General features: G+C 41.2%; 14 protein-coding genes and 1 riboswitch. Of the genes, 6 read left to right on the forward strand and 8 right to left on the reverse strand.

The window, feature by feature from the left end; translation table 11 throughout:
- Nucleotides 1-82 precede the first annotated feature (82 nt).
- From ACR65H_RS10735 to ACR65H_RS10745, 3 genes are all read left to right on the forward strand, one after another.
- A complete protein-coding gene (locus ACR65H_RS10735) occupies nt 83-1,270 on the forward strand; it encodes an HD-GYP domain-containing protein (RefSeq protein WP_440500237.1) in 1,188 nt (395 codons plus the stop codon).
- Between the two features lie 123 nt (nt 1,271-1,393).
- Nucleotides 1,394-2,563: a PqqD family protein gene (locus ACR65H_RS10740; RefSeq protein ID WP_440500238.1), complete on the forward strand. Its 1,170-nt coding sequence runs from the start codon at nt 1,394-1,396 to the stop codon at nt 2,561-2,563.
- Between the two features lie 300 nt (nt 2,564-2,863).
- Nucleotides 2,864-3,499, forward strand: coding sequence for a 2OG-Fe(II) oxygenase (locus ACR65H_RS10745; RefSeq protein WP_440500239.1), 636 nt, complete (start codon nt 2,864-2,866; stop codon nt 3,497-3,499).
- 43 nt (nt 3,500-3,542) lie between these two features.
- On the opposite strand, the gene ACR65H_RS10750 is transcribed toward ACR65H_RS10745, so the two are convergent.
- A complete protein-coding gene (locus ACR65H_RS10750; protein ID WP_440500240.1) occupies nt 3,543-4,772 on the reverse strand; it encodes a NupC/NupG family nucleoside CNT transporter in 1,230 nt (409 codons plus the stop codon).
- Nucleotides 4,773-4,943: 171 nt separating this feature from the next.
- On the opposite strand from ACR65H_RS10750, the gene ACR65H_RS10755 reads away from it, so the two are divergent.
- Nucleotides 4,944-5,933, forward strand: a complete 990-nt coding sequence (locus ACR65H_RS10755; protein WP_440500241.1) for a LacI family DNA-binding transcriptional regulator — start codon at nt 4,944-4,946, stop codon at nt 5,931-5,933.
- 27 nt (nt 5,934-5,960) lie between these two features.
- On the opposite strand, the gene ACR65H_RS10760 is transcribed toward ACR65H_RS10755, so the two are convergent.
- The 4 genes from ACR65H_RS10760 to rbsK all read right to left on the reverse strand — a co-directional run bounded on the left by ACR65H_RS10760 (nt 5,961) and on the right by rbsK (nt 10,452).
- On the reverse strand, nt 5,961-7,244 hold the full coding sequence (locus tag ACR65H_RS10760) for a uracil/xanthine transporter (RefSeq protein WP_440500242.1): 1,284 nt from the start codon (nt 7,242-7,244) through the stop codon (nt 5,961-5,963).
- Nucleotides 7,245-7,307: 63 nt separating this feature from the next.
- Complete coding sequence (locus ACR65H_RS10765; RefSeq protein WP_440500243.1) at nt 7,308-8,228, reverse strand: nucleoside hydrolase; 921 nt, start codon at nt 8,226-8,228, stop codon at nt 7,308-7,310.
- Nucleotides 8,225-9,430, reverse strand: coding sequence for a M20 metallopeptidase family protein (locus ACR65H_RS10770; protein WP_440500244.1), 1,206 nt, complete (start codon nt 9,428-9,430; stop codon nt 8,225-8,227). Before ACR65H_RS10770 ends, ACR65H_RS10765 begins: the two co-directional genes overlap by 4 nt.
- 17 nt (nt 9,431-9,447) lie before the next feature.
- Entirely contained in the window at nt 9,448-10,452 is a 1,005-nt protein-coding gene (gene rbsK / locus ACR65H_RS10775) for a ribokinase (RefSeq protein WP_440500387.1), read from the reverse strand.
- A 127-nt stretch (nt 10,453-10,579) separates the two neighbouring features.
- On the opposite strand from rbsK, the gene ACR65H_RS10780 reads away from it, so the two are divergent.
- Nucleotides 10,580-11,119, forward strand: coding sequence for a hydrolase (locus ACR65H_RS10780; protein ID WP_440500245.1), 540 nt, complete (start codon nt 10,580-10,582; stop codon nt 11,117-11,119).
- A 94-nt stretch (nt 11,120-11,213) separates the two neighbouring features.
- Nucleotides 11,214-11,391, forward strand: a riboswitch (Lysine riboswitch).
- Nucleotides 11,392-11,501: 110 nt separating this feature from the next.
- A complete protein-coding gene (locus tag ACR65H_RS10785) occupies nt 11,502-12,950 on the forward strand; it encodes an amino acid permease (RefSeq protein ID WP_440500247.1) in 1,449 nt (482 codons plus the stop codon).
- Nucleotides 12,951-13,090: 140 nt separating this feature from the next.
- Here the strand turns inward: ACR65H_RS10785 and ltaS are convergent, their stop codons facing one another.
- The 3 genes from ltaS to ACR65H_RS10800 all read right to left on the reverse strand — a co-directional run bounded on the left by ltaS (nt 13,091) and on the right by ACR65H_RS10800 (nt 17,679).
- Entirely contained in the window at nt 13,091-15,046 is a 1,956-nt protein-coding gene (gene ltaS / locus ACR65H_RS10790; RefSeq protein WP_440500248.1) for a lipoteichoic acid synthase, read from the reverse strand.
- Between the two features lie 206 nt (nt 15,047-15,252).
- The gene (locus ACR65H_RS10795) at nt 15,253-16,500 is read right to left on the reverse strand and encodes an MFS transporter (RefSeq protein WP_440500249.1); all 1,248 of its coding nucleotides are present in this window, start codon (nt 16,498-16,500) and stop codon (nt 15,253-15,255) included.
- A 192-nt stretch (nt 16,501-16,692) separates the two neighbouring features.
- The gene (locus ACR65H_RS10800; protein WP_440500251.1) at nt 16,693-17,679 is read right to left on the reverse strand and encodes an NAD-dependent epimerase/dehydratase family protein; all 987 of its coding nucleotides are present in this window, start codon (nt 17,677-17,679) and stop codon (nt 16,693-16,695) included.
- Nucleotides 17,680-17,719 lie beyond the last annotated feature (40 nt).

Here is a 17,719-nt window from a genome sequence, read left to right on the forward strand (position 1 = left end):
AAAATCTATTACGAAGGAAGCTAGTGATTATGAGAGAGTTACAACTACATCACCTTAGAGCCATACTTACTGGGGCAGAAAAATGAAGATTACATCCTTATTACAAGAAGAAAAAAGAGCTACTGTTTTATTTATGTCCTTATTTTATATAGTCTTTTTTTTATATGATATTTTTTATTATAATCTGTTTCCGTTATTTCCATGGACGGCGAATGTGAAACCAGATGGAGTTTGGTATTTATTAAATTTCATTAAACATTTTATTATTATCTGTCTTATTCCTATTACGATCTATTTCTTCAAAAAAGGAGACCCCGGAAAGGTCAAATATATTGTCGTCATTACTTTTTTAGTTACGAACCTCATCACGGATATTTATTATTACTTTGGCAAAGCAGATTCTTATTCAAGTGGCAACCTAGTTGAGCTAGTTATTATAATGTTTTCGCCGATTTTCATTAACAAACGATTTTTTTATCTAGTTACATCAGGATTGATCTTAAAATACTTACTGGTAGGAGTATTCATACAGGACCCTGTCATATTATTCCCAGTTATTATTCTTATCATATTGGCAGGTATATCTTATATTCTCCTACACCGAATCTTAAGATACGTTACAGTATTAAAAACTTCTTATGACGAGCAATTAGCTGGTATGGTGAAAGGAGTCATCGCCACATTAGAACTCAAAGACCCTTATACACGTGGACATAGTGAGCGAGTGGCGGAGTATGCGATGAGTCTTGCAAAAGCAACAGGGAAAGTAAATGATTCTGAATTACATTCTTTTTATTATGCATGTCTATTGCATGATATCGGTAAAGTAAATATTCCTGACACTATTTTGGCGAAACATGGTAAACTTACAGAAGAAGAATATGAAGTTATTAAAACCCACCCTGTTGTAGGAGCTAAAGCAATTGAAGATGTAGAAGGAATTGGCGATAATCTTGCCGTCGTTTATCATCATCATGAAAGATGGGATGGCAAGGGTTATCCGGATGGGCTTGTGGGAGAAGAAACACCTTTAGTTGCTCGAATTACAGCTGTGGCAGATGCCTTTGATGCAATGACTTCTACTAGATCTTATCGACCAGCGCTTCCTTTTGAAGAAGCATATACACGAATCATTGACGGAAAAGGATCCCAGTTTGATCCTGAATTGGTGGAAGTTTTTAAACAAGTGTATCCAGATTGGATAACAATCTCTAAACAATATTTAAAAGACCATACACCAAAGGAGGGATGCAAACATGAAAATCCGTAAGCTTAAGAAAGTTAAAGTGACATGTTGGTGGTGCTTCTTAATTCCCAAAGTTTAAGGAATCCTACCAATAGGATGCTATCTGATAGCATCCTATTTTCATTTTAAAGGGAGGTGGAGCTAAGTTTGAAATTAACATTGCTAGCACAATTCACTTTATATCCTTTAACCATACAAAAAGATAAGAAGAATTATATCGTGGAAGAACCTGTTTCTGGTGACTTTTTTGAAATGCCAGTTATATGTATAGAAGCGATTGAAAGAATAAATAAAGGCCAGACATTAGGGGAAATCGAAAAAGAGCTGCAGAAGAAATATCCAAATGAAAACGTAGACATGATCGAATTTGGCGAACAGCTTATTGAATTAGGTCTTGTTGAAAAGATAGATGGGGAAAGTATCATTCAAAAAAAAGAAATTCAAGCTTCTGGTGGTTTTACATGGCTCCCCCCTTCTGTCGGACGTTTCTTTTTTAATGGGATAATGAATAAGATTTATGTCATTTTAGTATTGATCAATCTTTCGCTTATCATGTGGAACCCTGGATTATTCCCACATTATCAAGATATATTTATATTCGATTCGATGATGTTCAATATCATTACTTACATGCTGATTTCCCTCGTATTAATCTTCATCCATGAGTTTGGACATATTTTGGCTATAAGATCCTATAATTTACCCGCTGCATTAGGGATTGGGAACAGACTTATCTTTGTTGTTTTTGAAACAGACTTAACATCAGCATGGAGACTGGCGCCAAGGCAAAGAAATATCCTCTATTTTGCCGGTATGTCATTTGAACAAGTTTGTGTTTTAATCGCATTAACAATACAGCTTCTCTTTCCGGAAGGGAATGCAATTTTAATAGGGATACTTAGTATAGTCGTTTTTGATATTTTCATAAAAACAATCTATCAATGCTGTTTCTACATGAAAACTGACGTATATTACTTCGTTGAAAACATAACTGGATGTTATAACTTGATGGAAAGTGGGAGGCAATATTTAAGTAAATGGCTGCCATTTTTAAGAAGGTACTCTAGGGATGCCGAGACGTTCGATGGAGAGCAAAGAGTTGTACGTATGTACAGCGTATTTTATATCGGCGGGATTTTGTTATCACTTAGTCTACTTGTCTTTTACTTCCTGCCACAAGCCTATTATGCTTACTCACGAGTTCTTTCTAATCTATTTCATTCTTCGACTCCATCCGCTTTTTGGGATGCCATTGCTTTTCTTGGACAGACAGTATTGTTGTTAGGTCTATTTTTGTATTCGAAAAGAAAGGTATAAATTGAACGCACAGTTGCCATAATGTACACACAGGGAGCCAATCAAGGACTTATGATTGGCTTCTTTTTTACGGATTAATATGGTTTATCATTTTAAATTTATTACATAGCGCGCTTGGAAAATAATTCCGAAAAAATCCCTCAGTTAAAATTTTACGTGATATAAAACTACGTGATAAAATAAATTGAATTTAATTCCAAAAGGAAGTGGAAACCGTACAAGAAGGCCGTTATTACAAGTTACCTATTGCCCAAAAACGTATTTGTTTTAAAAACTAAACAGTTTAAGAGGTGTTCGAAGATGATAACGGATAATAAAGAGCAAACAATATTTAATCATGTTGGAAGCAAAATTATGACAGATAGAGAAATTGACATTGTCGCTAGATTAGAGGAGCCATTAGTAGTCGTTTTAGGAAATATTTTAAGTGACGAAGAATGCGATGAACTGATCAAATTGTCTTCAGATAGAATGAAACGCTCAAAGATTGGAACAACACGCGAAGAAAATGAGTTGAGAACAAGTAGCAGTATGTTTATCGAAGAAAGTGAAAACGAAATTGTGGAGAGAATCGAAAAGAGAATCTCAACGATTATGAACATACCTATTGAACATGGAGAAGGCCTTCAAATCCTACGGTATACTCCTGGTCAACAGTATAAGGCTCATTATGATTTCTTTTCATCAACAAGCAAAGTAACAAACAATAGAATTAGTACACTCGTTATGTATTTAAATGATGTTGAAGAAGGCGGAGAAACCTATTTCCCTAAACTGAACTTTTCAGTATCGCCTAAAAAAGGGACTGCAGTCTACTTCGAATACTTCTATAACGATCAAGATCTAAATGATTTAACTTTACACGGCGGTGCACCTGTTATCACTGGTGAAAAGTGGGTCGCAACGCAATGGATGAGGAAACAAAGAGTTAGGTAAATACAAAACCGTCCCGACAAATCATGTCAGGACGGTTATTTTTTTACATAAACATTCCGGCGATGGTACCACTCATCAAGTTGGCGAGCGTCCCAGCCAGAACCGCTTTCATACCAAGCTTAGCGACAACACCGCGTTGATTTTCCGCAAATGCGGTCATACTGGCTATCAAGATTCCAAGAGATCCCACATTGGCAAAGCCGCACAATGCAAATGTCATAATGGCTACCGTCTTGTCAGACAATGAATCGATCAAAGGCTGGAACGACGTGAAAGCTACCATTTCGTTTAATACAACCTTTTGGCCAAGCAAGTTACCTGCAGTTAATGCTTCCGACCAAGGGACTCCCATCACGAAAGCGAGTGGGGAGAAAATATAACCAAAAATCTGTTGGAGCGACAGCTTTGGATATCCGAACCATCCACCGATGCCTCCAAGTAAACCATTAAACAGAGCCATTATCGAAATGAAGGCGATTAGCATGGCGATAATAAGACCCGCCATCTTTAAACCTTCCATGGCACCTCTAGTAATCGCGTCAATTACACTCGGTTTTACTTCATCAGCTTCAGTCGCATTAGATTTCTCCGGATCCACTATATTCAATGGCGTTTCAGTTTGGGGGATCAAAATTTTTGCGAAAACGAGTCCAGCTGGCGCGGCCATGAAACTAGCAGCGAGCAAATAATTGATTGGAATACCAAGTGCTGCATATGCAAGGAGCGTACCGCCGGCAACGGAAGCCAATCCGCCAACCATGACCGCAAAAATTTCTGATCGTGTTAATGTTTTAATATAGGGCTTGATGATGACCGGTGCTTCTTGAACGCCTAAGAAAATATTTGAAGCAGCCGTCAGCGATTCAGCCTTACTTGTCCCAAGGAGCTTTGAAAGTCCTCCTCCGATAACACGGACAAAAAGTTGCATAATCCCGAAATGATACAATACAGAAATGAGTGCTGTTACAAATATAGCCATTGCAGCGACACGGATACCGAAAATGAAACCGGTAGGTTGGGAGGCATCCGCCAATCCACCGAAAACGAACATCAATCCTTCATTTCCGTAATGGATAATATTCCTGACCCCTTCCGATATTTTTTCAAGCACTATTCGGCCGACTGAGGATTTGAGCACGATATAACCAAACAGAATTTGCAAAAGAACCCCAATACCAACGATTCGATAGTTAATCTTCTTTTTATTTTCGGATAATAGAAATGCAATTGCCAAGATTACAAGACAGCCTAACAGGCCTACTAATATATTCATAATCCTTTCCCCCGTTCCAAACTAAACTCATTTACACTTTATGTGTAATCGGTTACACGTAATTTACCATATCATTTTATCGACTGTCAATGTGAATTTAAAAACATACCATTGACCAAGTTATGGATTGTTGTTATGTTGATGTAAACGATATCACAATTGAGGTGCTTTATGGCTACAATCAAAGACGTGAGCAAACTGGCCGGTGTCTCCGTGGCAACCGTCTCCCGTTTTCTGAACAAGAATGGATATGTTAGTAAAGAAGCGGCGCAAGCGATTACAGAGGTAATTGAAAAATTGAATTACAGACCAAATAATATTGCTAGGAGTTTAGCAGGGAAAAAGACAGCGACTGTCGCCCTAATGGTTCCAGATATCTTAAATCCATTTTTCCCTGAAATTGCCCGTGCGGTAGAAGATGCGGCACATGAAATCGGTTACACAGTCATGCTTTGCAATACGGATAATGATCCTGATAAGGAAGCAAAATACATCGAGACACTTATCCAGAAACAGATCGATGGCATTATCATCTCTTCTTATACAATTAAGCCAGATCAGGTGGCTAATCTGCAAAAGCACTCTATTCCCGTCGTTCTGATGGATAATGCTTTTCCAGGGCAGGATATCATTTCTCTTCTTGCTGATAATCGAGGCGGCGGCATATTAGCGACACAGTATCTTGTCGAGCAAGGTTGCCGGAAGATCGGACATATTTGCGGTCCAATGCATATCATCTCCTCTCGAGAACGCACTTTAGGATATGAGGAGGCTTATAAGCAGACAGGACAATTCATGCCAAGTCTCATTACTTACAGTGATTTCACAGTGAGGGGCGGTTACGATTCTATGAATGAGCTCCTTAACGCCCATCCCGATCTTGACGGCATTTTCGCCAGCAATGATTTGATGGCTGCAGGCGCTGTTAAAGCATTGATAGAACGAGGCATCAAAGTGCCAGAAGATGTGAAAGTCATCGGTTTTGACGGGATTCATATGGAAATGATGGTGCCGGAGCTATCGACTATTGCACAGCCCATTTATGAGATCGGTAAGACGGCAATGGAGTATGTCGTCGCGTTAATTAATAAAAAATCTATCGATGTAATGAGCAGACGCTTCCCAGTAAAATTGATGGAAAAACAATCAACAAAAAGATGAGTTCCTAATATGGAACTCACCTTTTTTTCAAACTTCCACTTTCTTCTTCGAAGATATTTCCATTATCAATGATAGCAAAACACCGACAAGCAGCCCATTGCTGATAATTGGCTGCACAAGAACAGGAAATACGCTGAATGCCACAGGTGTAAGAGTCATGACACTTAATCCTACAAGAGCAGGTATGGTCAGCCGGTATAAGGGAATCTCCTCTAGCGGCAACTGCCGAATATTTTTCACCGCATTGCCAAACAGCTGTAAATAAGCGACAAATAATACGGCATCCCCAATACTCGTCGGCATCATTGAGAAAAACGAACCGAGCATCGGTACGAGTCCCATCACAATAAAAAGACTTCCACCTATAATGAAGGGCAGTCGCTCGTAAATTCTCGTGCTCTCCAAAAAACCGATCGATGATGTATATGGCCCGTAGGGGATGAGGCCGAACAACCCTGCAATGATCGTATGAAAACCTGTCAGAATAAAAGAACTGCGATATTGGCGAGCTGAAGTCTTCGTCTTTAACAACTTTTCAATTGTTGTAATAGCTACCAATGAATTGGCCATATTAATCAGTCCGGCGAGAAAAGCGGTCAGGACAATACCGATGTCCATCCGGAATGCTCCCCAAGGTAAAAACGGGAGGAGCGTAGACGAACCACCGCTCACTTGTACACTTGTTGTAATTAAAAGGCTATGTGCAATCCAACCAACCATCATCCCAATCAAAATAGAATAATTCCCAAGTTTTCCGAATCCTTTCGTTGCAAGTACTAATACAAGAACTACAATTCCGATCGATAGCATGGCGATAGGTGCATTAATCTTCCCTTCCTCATCAATTCCAAGCATCCCTTTAAAGAACACCATGATCAGCTGGCAAGACAATAAAAACAGATATACCGTCAAGACGATAGGGTTGAAGAGCTTCTTCAAGGTACCCGCAAATCCGAATGCACCGAGAAGAATCGTCATTATTCCCGCGAGGATGATACCGAGCGCAAGACTGCCACCGACCTCTGCATAACTGAGTCCGACAGCAGGCGCTGATGCACATAGACTGAGCACCAATCCCCACCACACTCCTCCATGGCCTTCCATAAGAGGATACTTATGACCCAATACCGCCTGCAATATACTTGCTGCCCCTGTAACGATGAAGGATGTCCGGATAATGCCCGCTATTTCCATGTCAGGCAACTCAAATGCGGCACCTACAGACAACGGAACGACAACCGTATTGGCAAACATGAAAAACAGCCATTGCACCCCGGCTAGCGATAATGCCGGCTTCGATAAAGAGTTCATTCAATTTCCTTCTTTCTAAACGGAGAAGAGTCTGACACATTTCGTCAGACTCCAATCCAAAGCTTATCTACCTAATGTATCCACTAATGTCTCAATGAACCGGTCCCGATCCACTTCCACGCACACATTGACATTTGGCTCTTTCTTCAGCCAGCCTTTGAAATCACAAACCGTCTGTCCGTCACATAAGTCGCTTTTCGTTTCCACATCTACGTAGTGCAGTTCTGTACGTACGAGCGATTTGTCGAGAGCCACCCCTACAGCAAGCGGATCATGCATCGCGCATGCACGATTCCCAGTCAATTGAAAATGACGGTTCATGTAATGGGTAGTTGATTCTTGCACGAAGTCACGGACGGCACCTGCATTCATCCGCTCAATATCCGCTTCCGTCAAGAGTGTTTGCCGCGTTACGTCCAGACCGACAAGTGTAATTGGAATACCGGCATGAAGAACAATCTTTGCTGCCTCAGGATCGATAAAAATGTTATATTCCGCGGTAGGAGTTATATTGCCAGGTGAACTCACAGCTCCTCCCATGATGACTAGCTCCTTCACCCAATCTTTCAATCGTGGTTCTTTACGAATTGCAAGCGCCATATTTGTCATTGGTGCCAACAAAATGATTGTCAGCTCGCCCTTGTACTTTGCCGCCTGTTCAATAATGAAGTCAGGAGCGAACCCGTCTTCATTCACTACTATTTCCATCTCTTTCAACGCGCCGCCAATTCCGTCATTCCCATGGACGCTCACTTCAAAATGAGGATCTCTCAACAATGGACGGTTAGCGCCTTTAACGATAGCTACATCTTCCCTGCCAAGCAACTTCATCACTTTTGTCGTATTAACGGTCGCTTGCTCTAGTGAAGTATTGCCGTTCACTGTCGTAATGCCAACAATATCAGCTTGTCCACTTTGGACTGCCAAACAAAGACCGATAGCATCGTCTATTCCTGTATCCACATCGATAATTACTTTTTTCATGCTTCCTCTCCTCCTACCTTGTTTGTTTCGAGTAAGGCTGCAATACATTCTACTGCAGTCGCCATACCATATTTAAGTGCATCAAGATTAACGTGATATTTGGCGTTATGCCATGGGAAATTCTCTTTCTCCGTCGACCCAGTACCCCAATACATGAAGACGGACGGCACGTGGCTCGCGACAATCGAAAAATCGTCTCCGCTCATATATGGATGCTCTACTTCCACCACTTTATCATCGCCAAAAGCTGTTCGGATTGCATTGGAAACGACCTCTGTCATCTCTGGATCATTCCAACATGCCGGATACCCCCGGTTATATTCATATTCATACGTCCCACCCCAAAAAGAAGTCACCGACTGCAACAGCGCCTCGATCTGCTGTTCAATACGGTCCTGCGTTTCCTTCTTGATCGTGCGGACAGTTCCAGAAATGTCCACGCGATCACACATAACATTTGAAGTGAAACCACCGTTCACTGTTCCATATGTAATGACCGCAGGATCGAGCGGCGAGGTTTGACGGGACACAATATTCTGCGTTCCTGAAATGAATTGGCCCGCCATCGCTATAGCGTCGATCCCTTGCTGTGGCGCTGCCGCATGGCCACCTTTCCCGATCAGTGAAACAAATATTCTATCTGTATTTGCAAGCATATACCCCTTCTTCATTTCAAACTTTCCCGGTGTCAGAAATGGATTAGTGTGAAGGCAGATTGCCGCATCCACTTTCGGGTTTTCCAAAATTCCCTCATCGATCATTAATTTCGCTCCGCCAGGATGTACTTCCTCAGATGGCTGGAACATCACCTTCACAGTCCCTTTCCAGTCGGCTTCCCGCTCTTTCAATATAGTTAGAAGACCGAGCCCGACCGTTACATGTGCATCATGGCCACACGCATGCATGACACAAGACCGGGTGGATGCATAGTCAAGTCCTGTCTGTTCATCGATTGGAAGTGCGTCGATATCGCAGCGGATCAGAATAGTCTTTCCAAGCTCCGCTCCAGTCAATTCAGCACAAACCCCTGTCTTTGCCATCTTCCTATAAGAAATTCCGAGCCGTTCCAATTCTTTCACAATAAATGCTTGCGTTTCGTACTCCTCTTTACTAAGTTCTGGATGCTGATGTAAAAATGTATAAGTCTCCTTTAAATAGGACTCTAAGTTTTCTTCGATATAAGATAATGAAATATGCTCCATCCTACTGACCTCCTATCCTACAATTCATCCAGGAAAGGCATCCCTTCCTGGGCTCCAAATTTCGTCACAGCCTTGGCCGATGCATTTACTGAAAATGTAACCATGTCAGTAATCGACCATCCTTTTGTCACGCCAACCGCTAGCGCTCCATTAAACGAATCACCTGCTCCAGTTGTATCGACCAGCTCTACTTTGGGCGGTGGAACAACTTTCAATATACCGTTATCTAAATAGGCGCACCCTTCCGCTCCAAGTGTGACGAGAAGGGTTTGATCATGAACAGTTTGCCATTCATCCATTAGTGCCCTCAATTGATCGCGAGATGTAAAGGAATGTCCAGTCATCATTTCAAACTCTGTTTCATTCGGCGTCAAGAAATCGACCAATCCTAGCAGTTCAACAGGAAGAATCTGTGCGGGTGCTGGATTCAAAATTGTCGTTACGCCATTATATTTCGCCACTTGCAAGACTTTAGCAACGGTGGCAAGCGGAATTTCCAACTGTGTCACAAGCACATCTGCACTAGCAATCACTTGCTCAATCCGCTTATCGATCTTATCGGGAGTTATGGCAAAATTTGCGCCAGGCACGACAGTGATACAATTGTCGTGGTCGACGGAATAGATATTCGCAATCCCTGTCTGCACTTCGTCAATTGTTTCTACAAACTCCGTATCAACATCATTTTCCTTCAGCTGCGAGAGAAGACTACGACCAAACTCATCATTTCCAACTGCTCCAACCATTCGGACTTCACCGCCAAGTCGTGCCGCGGCGACTGCCTGATTGGCACCTTTTCCTCCAGGCAAATACGTAACCCGCTCGCCCAAAATTGTTTCTCCCATCTTCGGAAGCCGTTCCGCTGAAATGACGATATCCATGTTAATGCTGCCAACGACGACTATTTTCTTTTTCACCCAATCACCTATTTCATCCTTCATTCGGAAATCCATTAATGTGTAACCGATTACACATTTAGGATACCATACGTCAATCACCTCGGCAAATTGAATTTCGGGCATCCCCAAATTTAATACTCCAATCAATTTTTATAATTAATTGCACCGTTCCTATTGGCGATACATGATATGATTGGATATAGAATAATCAAATAATTAATCTAGTTTACAAAGGGGGCTGGATTTTCACATGTTCACAAAAGATCAAACGGTATTTGTACTTGTAGATGTTCAAGGCAAATTGGCTAGAATTGTGCATGACAGCGAGGAGTTAATCGATAATTTGAGGAAGCTGATCAGCTGTTTGCGGATTTTGAATGTGCCAATTATTTGGCTCGAACAGTATCCAGATGGTTTAGGGTCTACTGTAGAAGAAGTGGCGGAACAATTGGAAGGACTTACACCAATTCCTAAAATGACATTTAGCGCTTATAAAACTGAGGCATTTAGGAATGCACTGCTAACAACGCAAAAATCGCAAATCCTTATTGCGGGCATCGAAACGCATATTTGTGTTTACCAAACAGCTGCCGATCTCAAAGAATCGAATTATGATGTACAAATCGTTGAGGATGCCGTATCTTCCCGCACGTTGGCAAATAAACAACTTGGACTAGAAAAAATGGAGGCACTTGGCATTTTTGGAACAAGTGTAGAAATGGCTATTTATGAATTGCTAGAATCAGCGGATGCGAAAGAGTTTAAACAAATCTTAAAAATTATTAAGTAGCACATCTGAAGAAGTTGATTGTGTAATGTTTTACCATTGCATTATGAATAATATTGTCCTATAATTTATTCATTAATTTAATACTCCCATTCACCGATGGGATAGAGGCTGCTGCTCATAAGAGTAGGACGGACGAGATTCTCTGAGATTGTTGACTCCGTTTGAAAGGATGAGTTGCCGAAGTGTGGATAGATCATTGGCTATCCATGCTGGTGATGTTTTCGAATAGGAACATCATTGTCACGTTTTTAACGTGGAGAACTATCTTCGGAAGGATTTACGCATTTATCCAACAGCCGTCGATTTGCCTTGATGGCTGTTTTTTAATTTGGGTAAACTATGTAGATGTAACAACCTTCCGTCATAAAGAGGAGTGGACAACATGGAGAACAAGTTAACAACTACGAATACGCCTCAATTGAAAAGAACATTGAAAGCCCGTCACCTGATGATGATTTCTCTTGGAGGCTCGATTGGAACGGGGATTTTCTTGGCAAGTGGCGGAGCAATCCATGCTGCAGGGCCAGGAGGGGCATTGGTTGCGTATGCAGCTGTAGGGATCATGGTGTACTTCCTGATGACGAGCCTTGCGGAGATGGCCGCTTATATGCCTGTGGCAGGATCATTCAAAGAATATGCTACACGATTCGTCGATCCGGCATTCGGATTTGCAATCGGCTGGAATTACTGGTATAACTGGGCGATTACGATTGCTGCGGAACTGGCAGCGGTTGTATTGATCATGAAATTCTGGTTTCCTGATAGCCCTTCGTTCTTATGGAGCGGACTTGCCCTTCTGATCATGTTCGGCATCAACTATATGTCTGTTAAAGGTTTTGGCGAAACCGAATTCTGGTTTTCACTTATTAAAGTTGTAACGGTCATCATCTTCATCATTACCGGGTTTCTAATGATTTTTGGCATTATGGGCGGCGAAGCGATCGGCTTTTCGAACTTCACGTTTGGTGATGCACCGTTTAACGGAGGATTCTTTGCGATCCTTGGTATTTTCATGGCAGCAGGGTTTTCTTTCCAAGGTACGGAATTGCTTGGTGTCGCTGCCGGTGAAAGTGAAAATCCGGAAAAGACGATTCCCAAAGCGGTAAACTCTGTTTTTTGGCGCATCCTTCTTTTCTACATCTTTGCGATTTTCGTCATCGGGATGATAATTCCGTATACGGATGCACGATTATTGAGTGAGTCGGTTTCTGTCAGTCCGTTCACACTCGTATTTGAACGGGCCGGATTTGCATTTGCTGCTTCTGTCATGAACGCCATCATTTTGACTGCGGTCTTATCTGCTGGTAACTCGGGTATGTATGCATCTACCCGAATGCTTTGGGATTTGGCGCGTGATGGGAAAGCGCCAAAGTTCTTAGCGAAATTAGATAGAAGAGGCGTGCCGGTCAATGCGTTGATCGCTACGACATTAGTCGGTTCCCTTGCCTTCCTTTCCACTTTCTTCGGAGACGGTACGGTGTACGTCTGGTTGTTGAACGCATCAGGGATGGCTGGATTTGTTACATGGCTCGGAATTGCAATCAGTCACTACCGTTTCAGAAGGGCCTTTATTGCACAAGGCAGAAATCTCTCGGATCTTCCTTATCGCGCAAAATGGTTCCCATTCGGTCCTTTGTTAGCTCTGGTCCTATGTATTTTCATCATTGCCGGCCAAAACTTCCAAGCCTTTACTGGCGGTAACATCGATTGGAACGGCGCACTCGTTTCCTATATAGGTCTTCCTCTTTTCTTGATCGTTTGGCTAATTTATAAAGTTAAGTTCAAAACAAAGCTGATTCCATTAAAGGATTGCGACTTTGAAAGTAAATGATGATATGTAAAACAGCCGAATGAGTGAGGTATCCCCCTCTCCATTCGGCTGTTTTTTATATATTATGAATGGGTAATCGGCGAAAAAAAGAAGCATGCCCTCTCCATTAGGAGAGAACATGCTTCTTCAACTGCAATATGTCAATCGTTTAATTGTACATCTGCATCTTTAGTGTAGTTATACTGAGAAGGATCGACAGGTGTATATCCTTTTGGCGTATAAAATCTCAATAAGTCACCATTCACGACTTTATCGGAAAGCTCCAATTTATAATCCACTTCTTTTTTCAAAGCATTGGCACGCTCCATTTGACGCTCGTCCAGAGGCAAGCCTGTTTGATTATCATAAAACTTTTCATTGATTGAATCAATCGTCGGGCTGATAAAATCGCCATTTCGGAACGGGACGACTTCATTATGCTCTTCCGAGAATAAATCGGAACCGAATTGAACAAAGTCTTTCGTGTCAATTCCAAGCAAATGTAATAACGTCGGAAGAAGGTCTGTCTGGCCACCATACGTGTGGTTAATGCCACCTTTCATTCCAGGAACATGTATGAATAATGGAACGCGCTGCAAGTTCGCACTTTCATAAGGTGTAATGTCTTTCCCTATGATTTGGCCCATCGCTTTTTTATGATTCTCTGAAATACCATAATGGTCACCATACAGAACAATGACCGAGTTATCATATAAGCCTGTTTCCTTTAATCGAGTGAAGACTTTTTCAATTGCTTCATCTGTATACCGCGCAGTTTGGAAATAAGCGTCCACACTGGTGTCCCCAGTCTGTGCTTTATCGATGGTCACCAAGTCTTGGTTCATAGCATACGGATAGTGGTTTCCAACCGTAATGAATTTCGTATAAAAAGGTTGCGGCAATGAAGCGAGCATGCTTTCAGATTGTTCATAGAACGGTTTGTCCAATAATCCGTATTCGGCCATGTCGATAGGAGAACTCGTATCATAATAACTCGCATCGAAGAAATGGTCGAATCCAAATTCTTTGTAGATGGTATTTCGATTCCAGAAGCTTCCGTTATTCCCGTGGAAGACAGCAGATGTATACCCATAATCCTTTAAAATGCTTGGGGCGGCTTGGTACGTATTTTGTGCTTTCGTAATAAAAGCAGATCCTTGGGGCAATCCGAATATGGAGTTCTCCAACATGAATTCCGCATCGGACGTTTTACCTTGGCCCGTTTGATGGAAGAAGTTATCGAAATACGCTGTATTCTTATCTTTTGTTAATGAATTTAAAAACGGTGTAACTTCTTCCCCGTTCAATTTATAGTCAATCAAAAAGTTTTGGAATGATTCTAAATGCAAATAGATGACGTTCATTCCTTCGGCTGCACCAAAATAGGTTGGATTCGGTTCGGCGTAAGCAGATTGTGTATAGTTGATCACTTCTGTGAGATCACTGCTATCCGCCAAAGCTCTTTGTGATGACGCTGCCGCCGTTTCCACCGAGTCATAAATCGTGTAATTATACATCCCTAAATATTTCACAATATAGTTTCGATCAAAACCTCGAGTCAATAGTTGCGGACGGCTTGATTCAGCGAGTCCTAGATTAATAATAGAAATGACTAAGGCGACAGCAATAATCGCAGCCGCTTTTTTAGATCCTACCCGATTTGTCTCTTTTTGTACCTTACGTGAAAATCGAAGGTACATCATAACGAATACATCCACAAAGAACAAAACATCATAAGGTTTTAGCAAGGACAGAACACTTCCGCCCAAATCCCCGAAATTTTGCGTTTGCATAAGGGTAGGAATTGTAATGAAATCACTGAAGAAACGGTAATAGACGATATTTGCATATAATAGAATCGACATGAGAATGTACATGACGACGAGCGATGTATATTTTTTCTTTCCTTTAAACAAAAAAGAAATTCCTAGAAATAGCAATGCTGAACCGAGCGGATTTAGCAGTAAAAGGAATTGCTGAAGAGGTCCTTCTACCCCTAATTCAAACTGTGTAGCTTGAGCGATATATGTTTTCATCCATAACATTAAGACAGCTATTGCATATATTCCTAAAAAGTTGTGTAAAAGAAAATCTTTCATATTCCATTGTTTTCTCATGTAAACACCAACCTTTTACTTTTTTATTTTGCTTCTGATCTATGGAAAACATTATTTTAATGTAACTTTTTCTACAGGTAAAATATAATACTCCTCTTTAGCTTTTTCGTCAAGTTACTAAGATTTCCAAGATGAATCGAATAAGCGTTAAATGATGAAATAAAAAACAGCCGGATGAGAGAGGTTCCTCCTCTCCATACGGCTGTTTATGATGTGATAGAAAATGCTCCTCTTTCTTTTTTATAGCTGAATGACCAAAGGATTGCTAGGAACAAAAATACAATTGCCCCTCCCCAGTAAACGTAAGTGAATCCGTTTACTAACCCAAAAATCATGAAGCTAATAAAAGGACCTATAGATGCGCCAAGATCTTGAGCGATTGTATACGTTGTCAGAAATGAAACGACATTTGTGTTTTTTGAAACGTCCAAGGCAATTGCATCCACAATGGTTGTAAGTGATGTAGATGCAATCATCACTAAGAAAGTAAAGAAAATCATCACAGCGAGTGAAAGTTCATTGGAAATAATTCCAAACGTCAAGCCTCCAAAGATCAAGGATAGAACGAGTAAAGGCACTCTTCCTTTTGCTCCATCGGACCAAATCCCAAAACGTGCTCCTAAAAACGGTTCCCATATCCATCGTATCGATAAAATAATTCCCGTCAGGAAAGTAACACTCATTACTGATCCAAACAAGACGACATTCTCCCCATGGTTATGTTCAATCAATGAGCTTAGAGTTGAGATGAATACCCCTTGAATGAGCAGAGTGATACAGAAGCCAGTAAAAATAATCATTCCTCTGCCCTGTTTAAGTCTGTTAATAAATCGTTCGTTAACAATGACAGCCTTGTTATCCTGCACATTAGCCATCGAGGAAGTTGTATTCACATACATTAAAATCAAAGGAAGCCCTAACAGAGTAAGACAACCAAAAATAATCGAAACGGCACTTAACCCTATAATTGGCACAAGCAATCCACCTACTAACATACCAAATAAGCTGCCTAATCGATATAATCCGTTGTACAGACCAATTGATTTACCCCGATTGTCCTTGTTTGTATCAACGGCCAAAATGGATAAACCTCCGATTCTGAAAAATGACCAAGCAATTCCCCAAAGACTACGTAAAATTATCCACGCAATAAAACCGCTCAATAATCCGTAGCCTAACGTCGTGATGCTTCCTAATAGAATTGCGATAACTAATCCGGTCTTAAGGGAAATCTTATTATAAAGCCATCCAACAAGTGGGTTAAAAGGCAAACGGATAAAACGGTTAATGGATAGAAGCACACCAACTTGCCAAATGGAGTCAAGACCAGCCTCTTTCCAGTACAAAGGCAACGCAATATATAACATTGAATCTCCTAAAAGACTTAAAGCAGTCACCAATGCAACTATGATGCTGACAGGAAATTTACTTTCCCCTTTCGTTGATTCCGACAATGCAGATCACTCCTATTTGGACATTGGTTTTGATTTATGTAAGCCATATACTAGCGCGTAAAATCTGTAATCGAAGTGCTTTACGTTTTGACGACTTCATTTAATAACCTAATGTGCCTATCCCCACAGAATAGATTGCTCGGGGATAGGCACTACAAGTAGGGGCAAATGTCATTAGCACCCATCAGTTATTCAATTTGATATTCTTTCTCTCGCAGCAGTTTCAAGTAATAATTTCTCGATTTCATTATTTGGACCAACTTTGCATGTTCCGGAATCGAGATGTGCTGCCCATTCCCTTGTGTCATCCGCAGTGTCGCGAAGGGGACGAATCGAAAGCCCAGCCTCCACAGCATTAGATGCATCGACAATAAAAAAGCCTTGTGGAAACTGTTCCGAAATTGGCATCCACAATGGGAAACGATGCTTTGCATCCATCTCTACCTTTTCCACAATCGTATCAGGAATGGCGATTGTCTCAATTCCTTGTTCAGCAATTAATTCATCAATGAACGCTTCGAATGAAACGGGTTCAGAAGCAGCGTTAAAAGTCCCTGTTTTCTTCCCCTCAATCATGGTTACTATCCACTTTGCCAAATCACGAACATCAATCCATTGTACTTTCCTGTCTCCTCCCGGAATGGCAATTGGCCCTTCCTCTACAGTTCGCAAAGCCCAATATGTGAATCTATCCGTTGGATCATGCGGACCTACGATAATGCAAGGTCTAACAATTAGGGCCTTTTCGCCAAATCCATCCTTTACTTCATTTTCGCACATTACCTTTAGCGGACCGTACGTTGCACCCGTCACTTCGTCCGTGTTGACAGTATGTGTAAATATCGAGCCATTCTCATTTACATCGCCTTTTGAGTAATCATCATAAACTGAAATCGTTGAAATAAATGTATAATGATCACTCTTTTCTTTCAGTGCCTCAATAACAGGTTTTACATCATTCGGCGTATAACCGCTTGTATCAATGACAGCATCCCAATGTTCGAGGGCAGCCTGATCCATATTTATGCGACGATCCCCAATAATGCGACGACACGCTGGAAATAAATCAGGATTTGTTTTTCCTCGATTGAATAGAACTACTTCATGTCCTTTTAGTAGTAATTGCTCAACAATATGACGACCGACAAACGATGTTCCGCCAATAACTAATAATTTCAATTGATAACCTCCCCATGTATTCTGAATAGAAATGGCATCT

Source organism: Sporosarcina sp. SAFN-015, from assembly GCF_059415085.1.

Excerpts from the sequence above, each read along its gene's own strand:
- ACR65H_RS10785 (WP_440500247.1), top strand. The coding sequence starts at position 11,502 with ATGGAGAACAAGTTAACAACTACGAATACGCCTCAATTGAAAAGAACA.
- ACR65H_RS10750 (WP_440500240.1), bottom strand. The coding sequence starts at position 4,772 with ATGAATATATTAGTAGGCCTGTTAGGCTGTCTTGTAATCTTGGCAATT.
- ACR65H_RS10770 (WP_440500244.1), bottom strand. The coding sequence starts at position 9,430 with ATGGAGCATATTTCATTATCTTATATCGAAGAAAACTTAGAGTCCTAT.
- ACR65H_RS10755 (WP_440500241.1), top strand. The coding sequence starts at position 4,944 with ATGGCTACAATCAAAGACGTGAGCAAACTGGCCGGTGTCTCCGTGGCA.
- ACR65H_RS10735 (WP_440500237.1), top strand. The coding sequence starts at position 83 with ATGAAGATTACATCCTTATTACAAGAAGAAAAAAGAGCTACTGTTTTA.
- rbsK (WP_440500387.1), bottom strand. The coding sequence starts at position 10,452 with ATGCCCGAAATTCAATTTGCCGAGGTGATTGACGTATGGTATCCTAAA.
- ACR65H_RS10760 (WP_440500242.1), bottom strand. The coding sequence starts at position 7,244 with ATGAACTCTTTATCGAAGCCGGCATTATCGCTAGCCGGGGTGCAATGG.
- ACR65H_RS10745 (WP_440500239.1), top strand. The coding sequence starts at position 2,864 with ATGATAACGGATAATAAAGAGCAAACAATATTTAATCATGTTGGAAGC.
- ltaS (WP_440500248.1), bottom strand. The coding sequence starts at position 15,046 with ATGAGAAAACAATGGAATATGAAAGATTTTCTTTTACACAACTTTTTA.
- ACR65H_RS10765 (WP_440500243.1), bottom strand. The coding sequence starts at position 8,228 with ATGAAAAAAGTAATTATCGATGTGGATACAGGAATAGACGATGCTATC.
- ACR65H_RS10780 (WP_440500245.1), top strand. The coding sequence starts at position 10,580 with ATGTTCACAAAAGATCAAACGGTATTTGTACTTGTAGATGTTCAAGGC.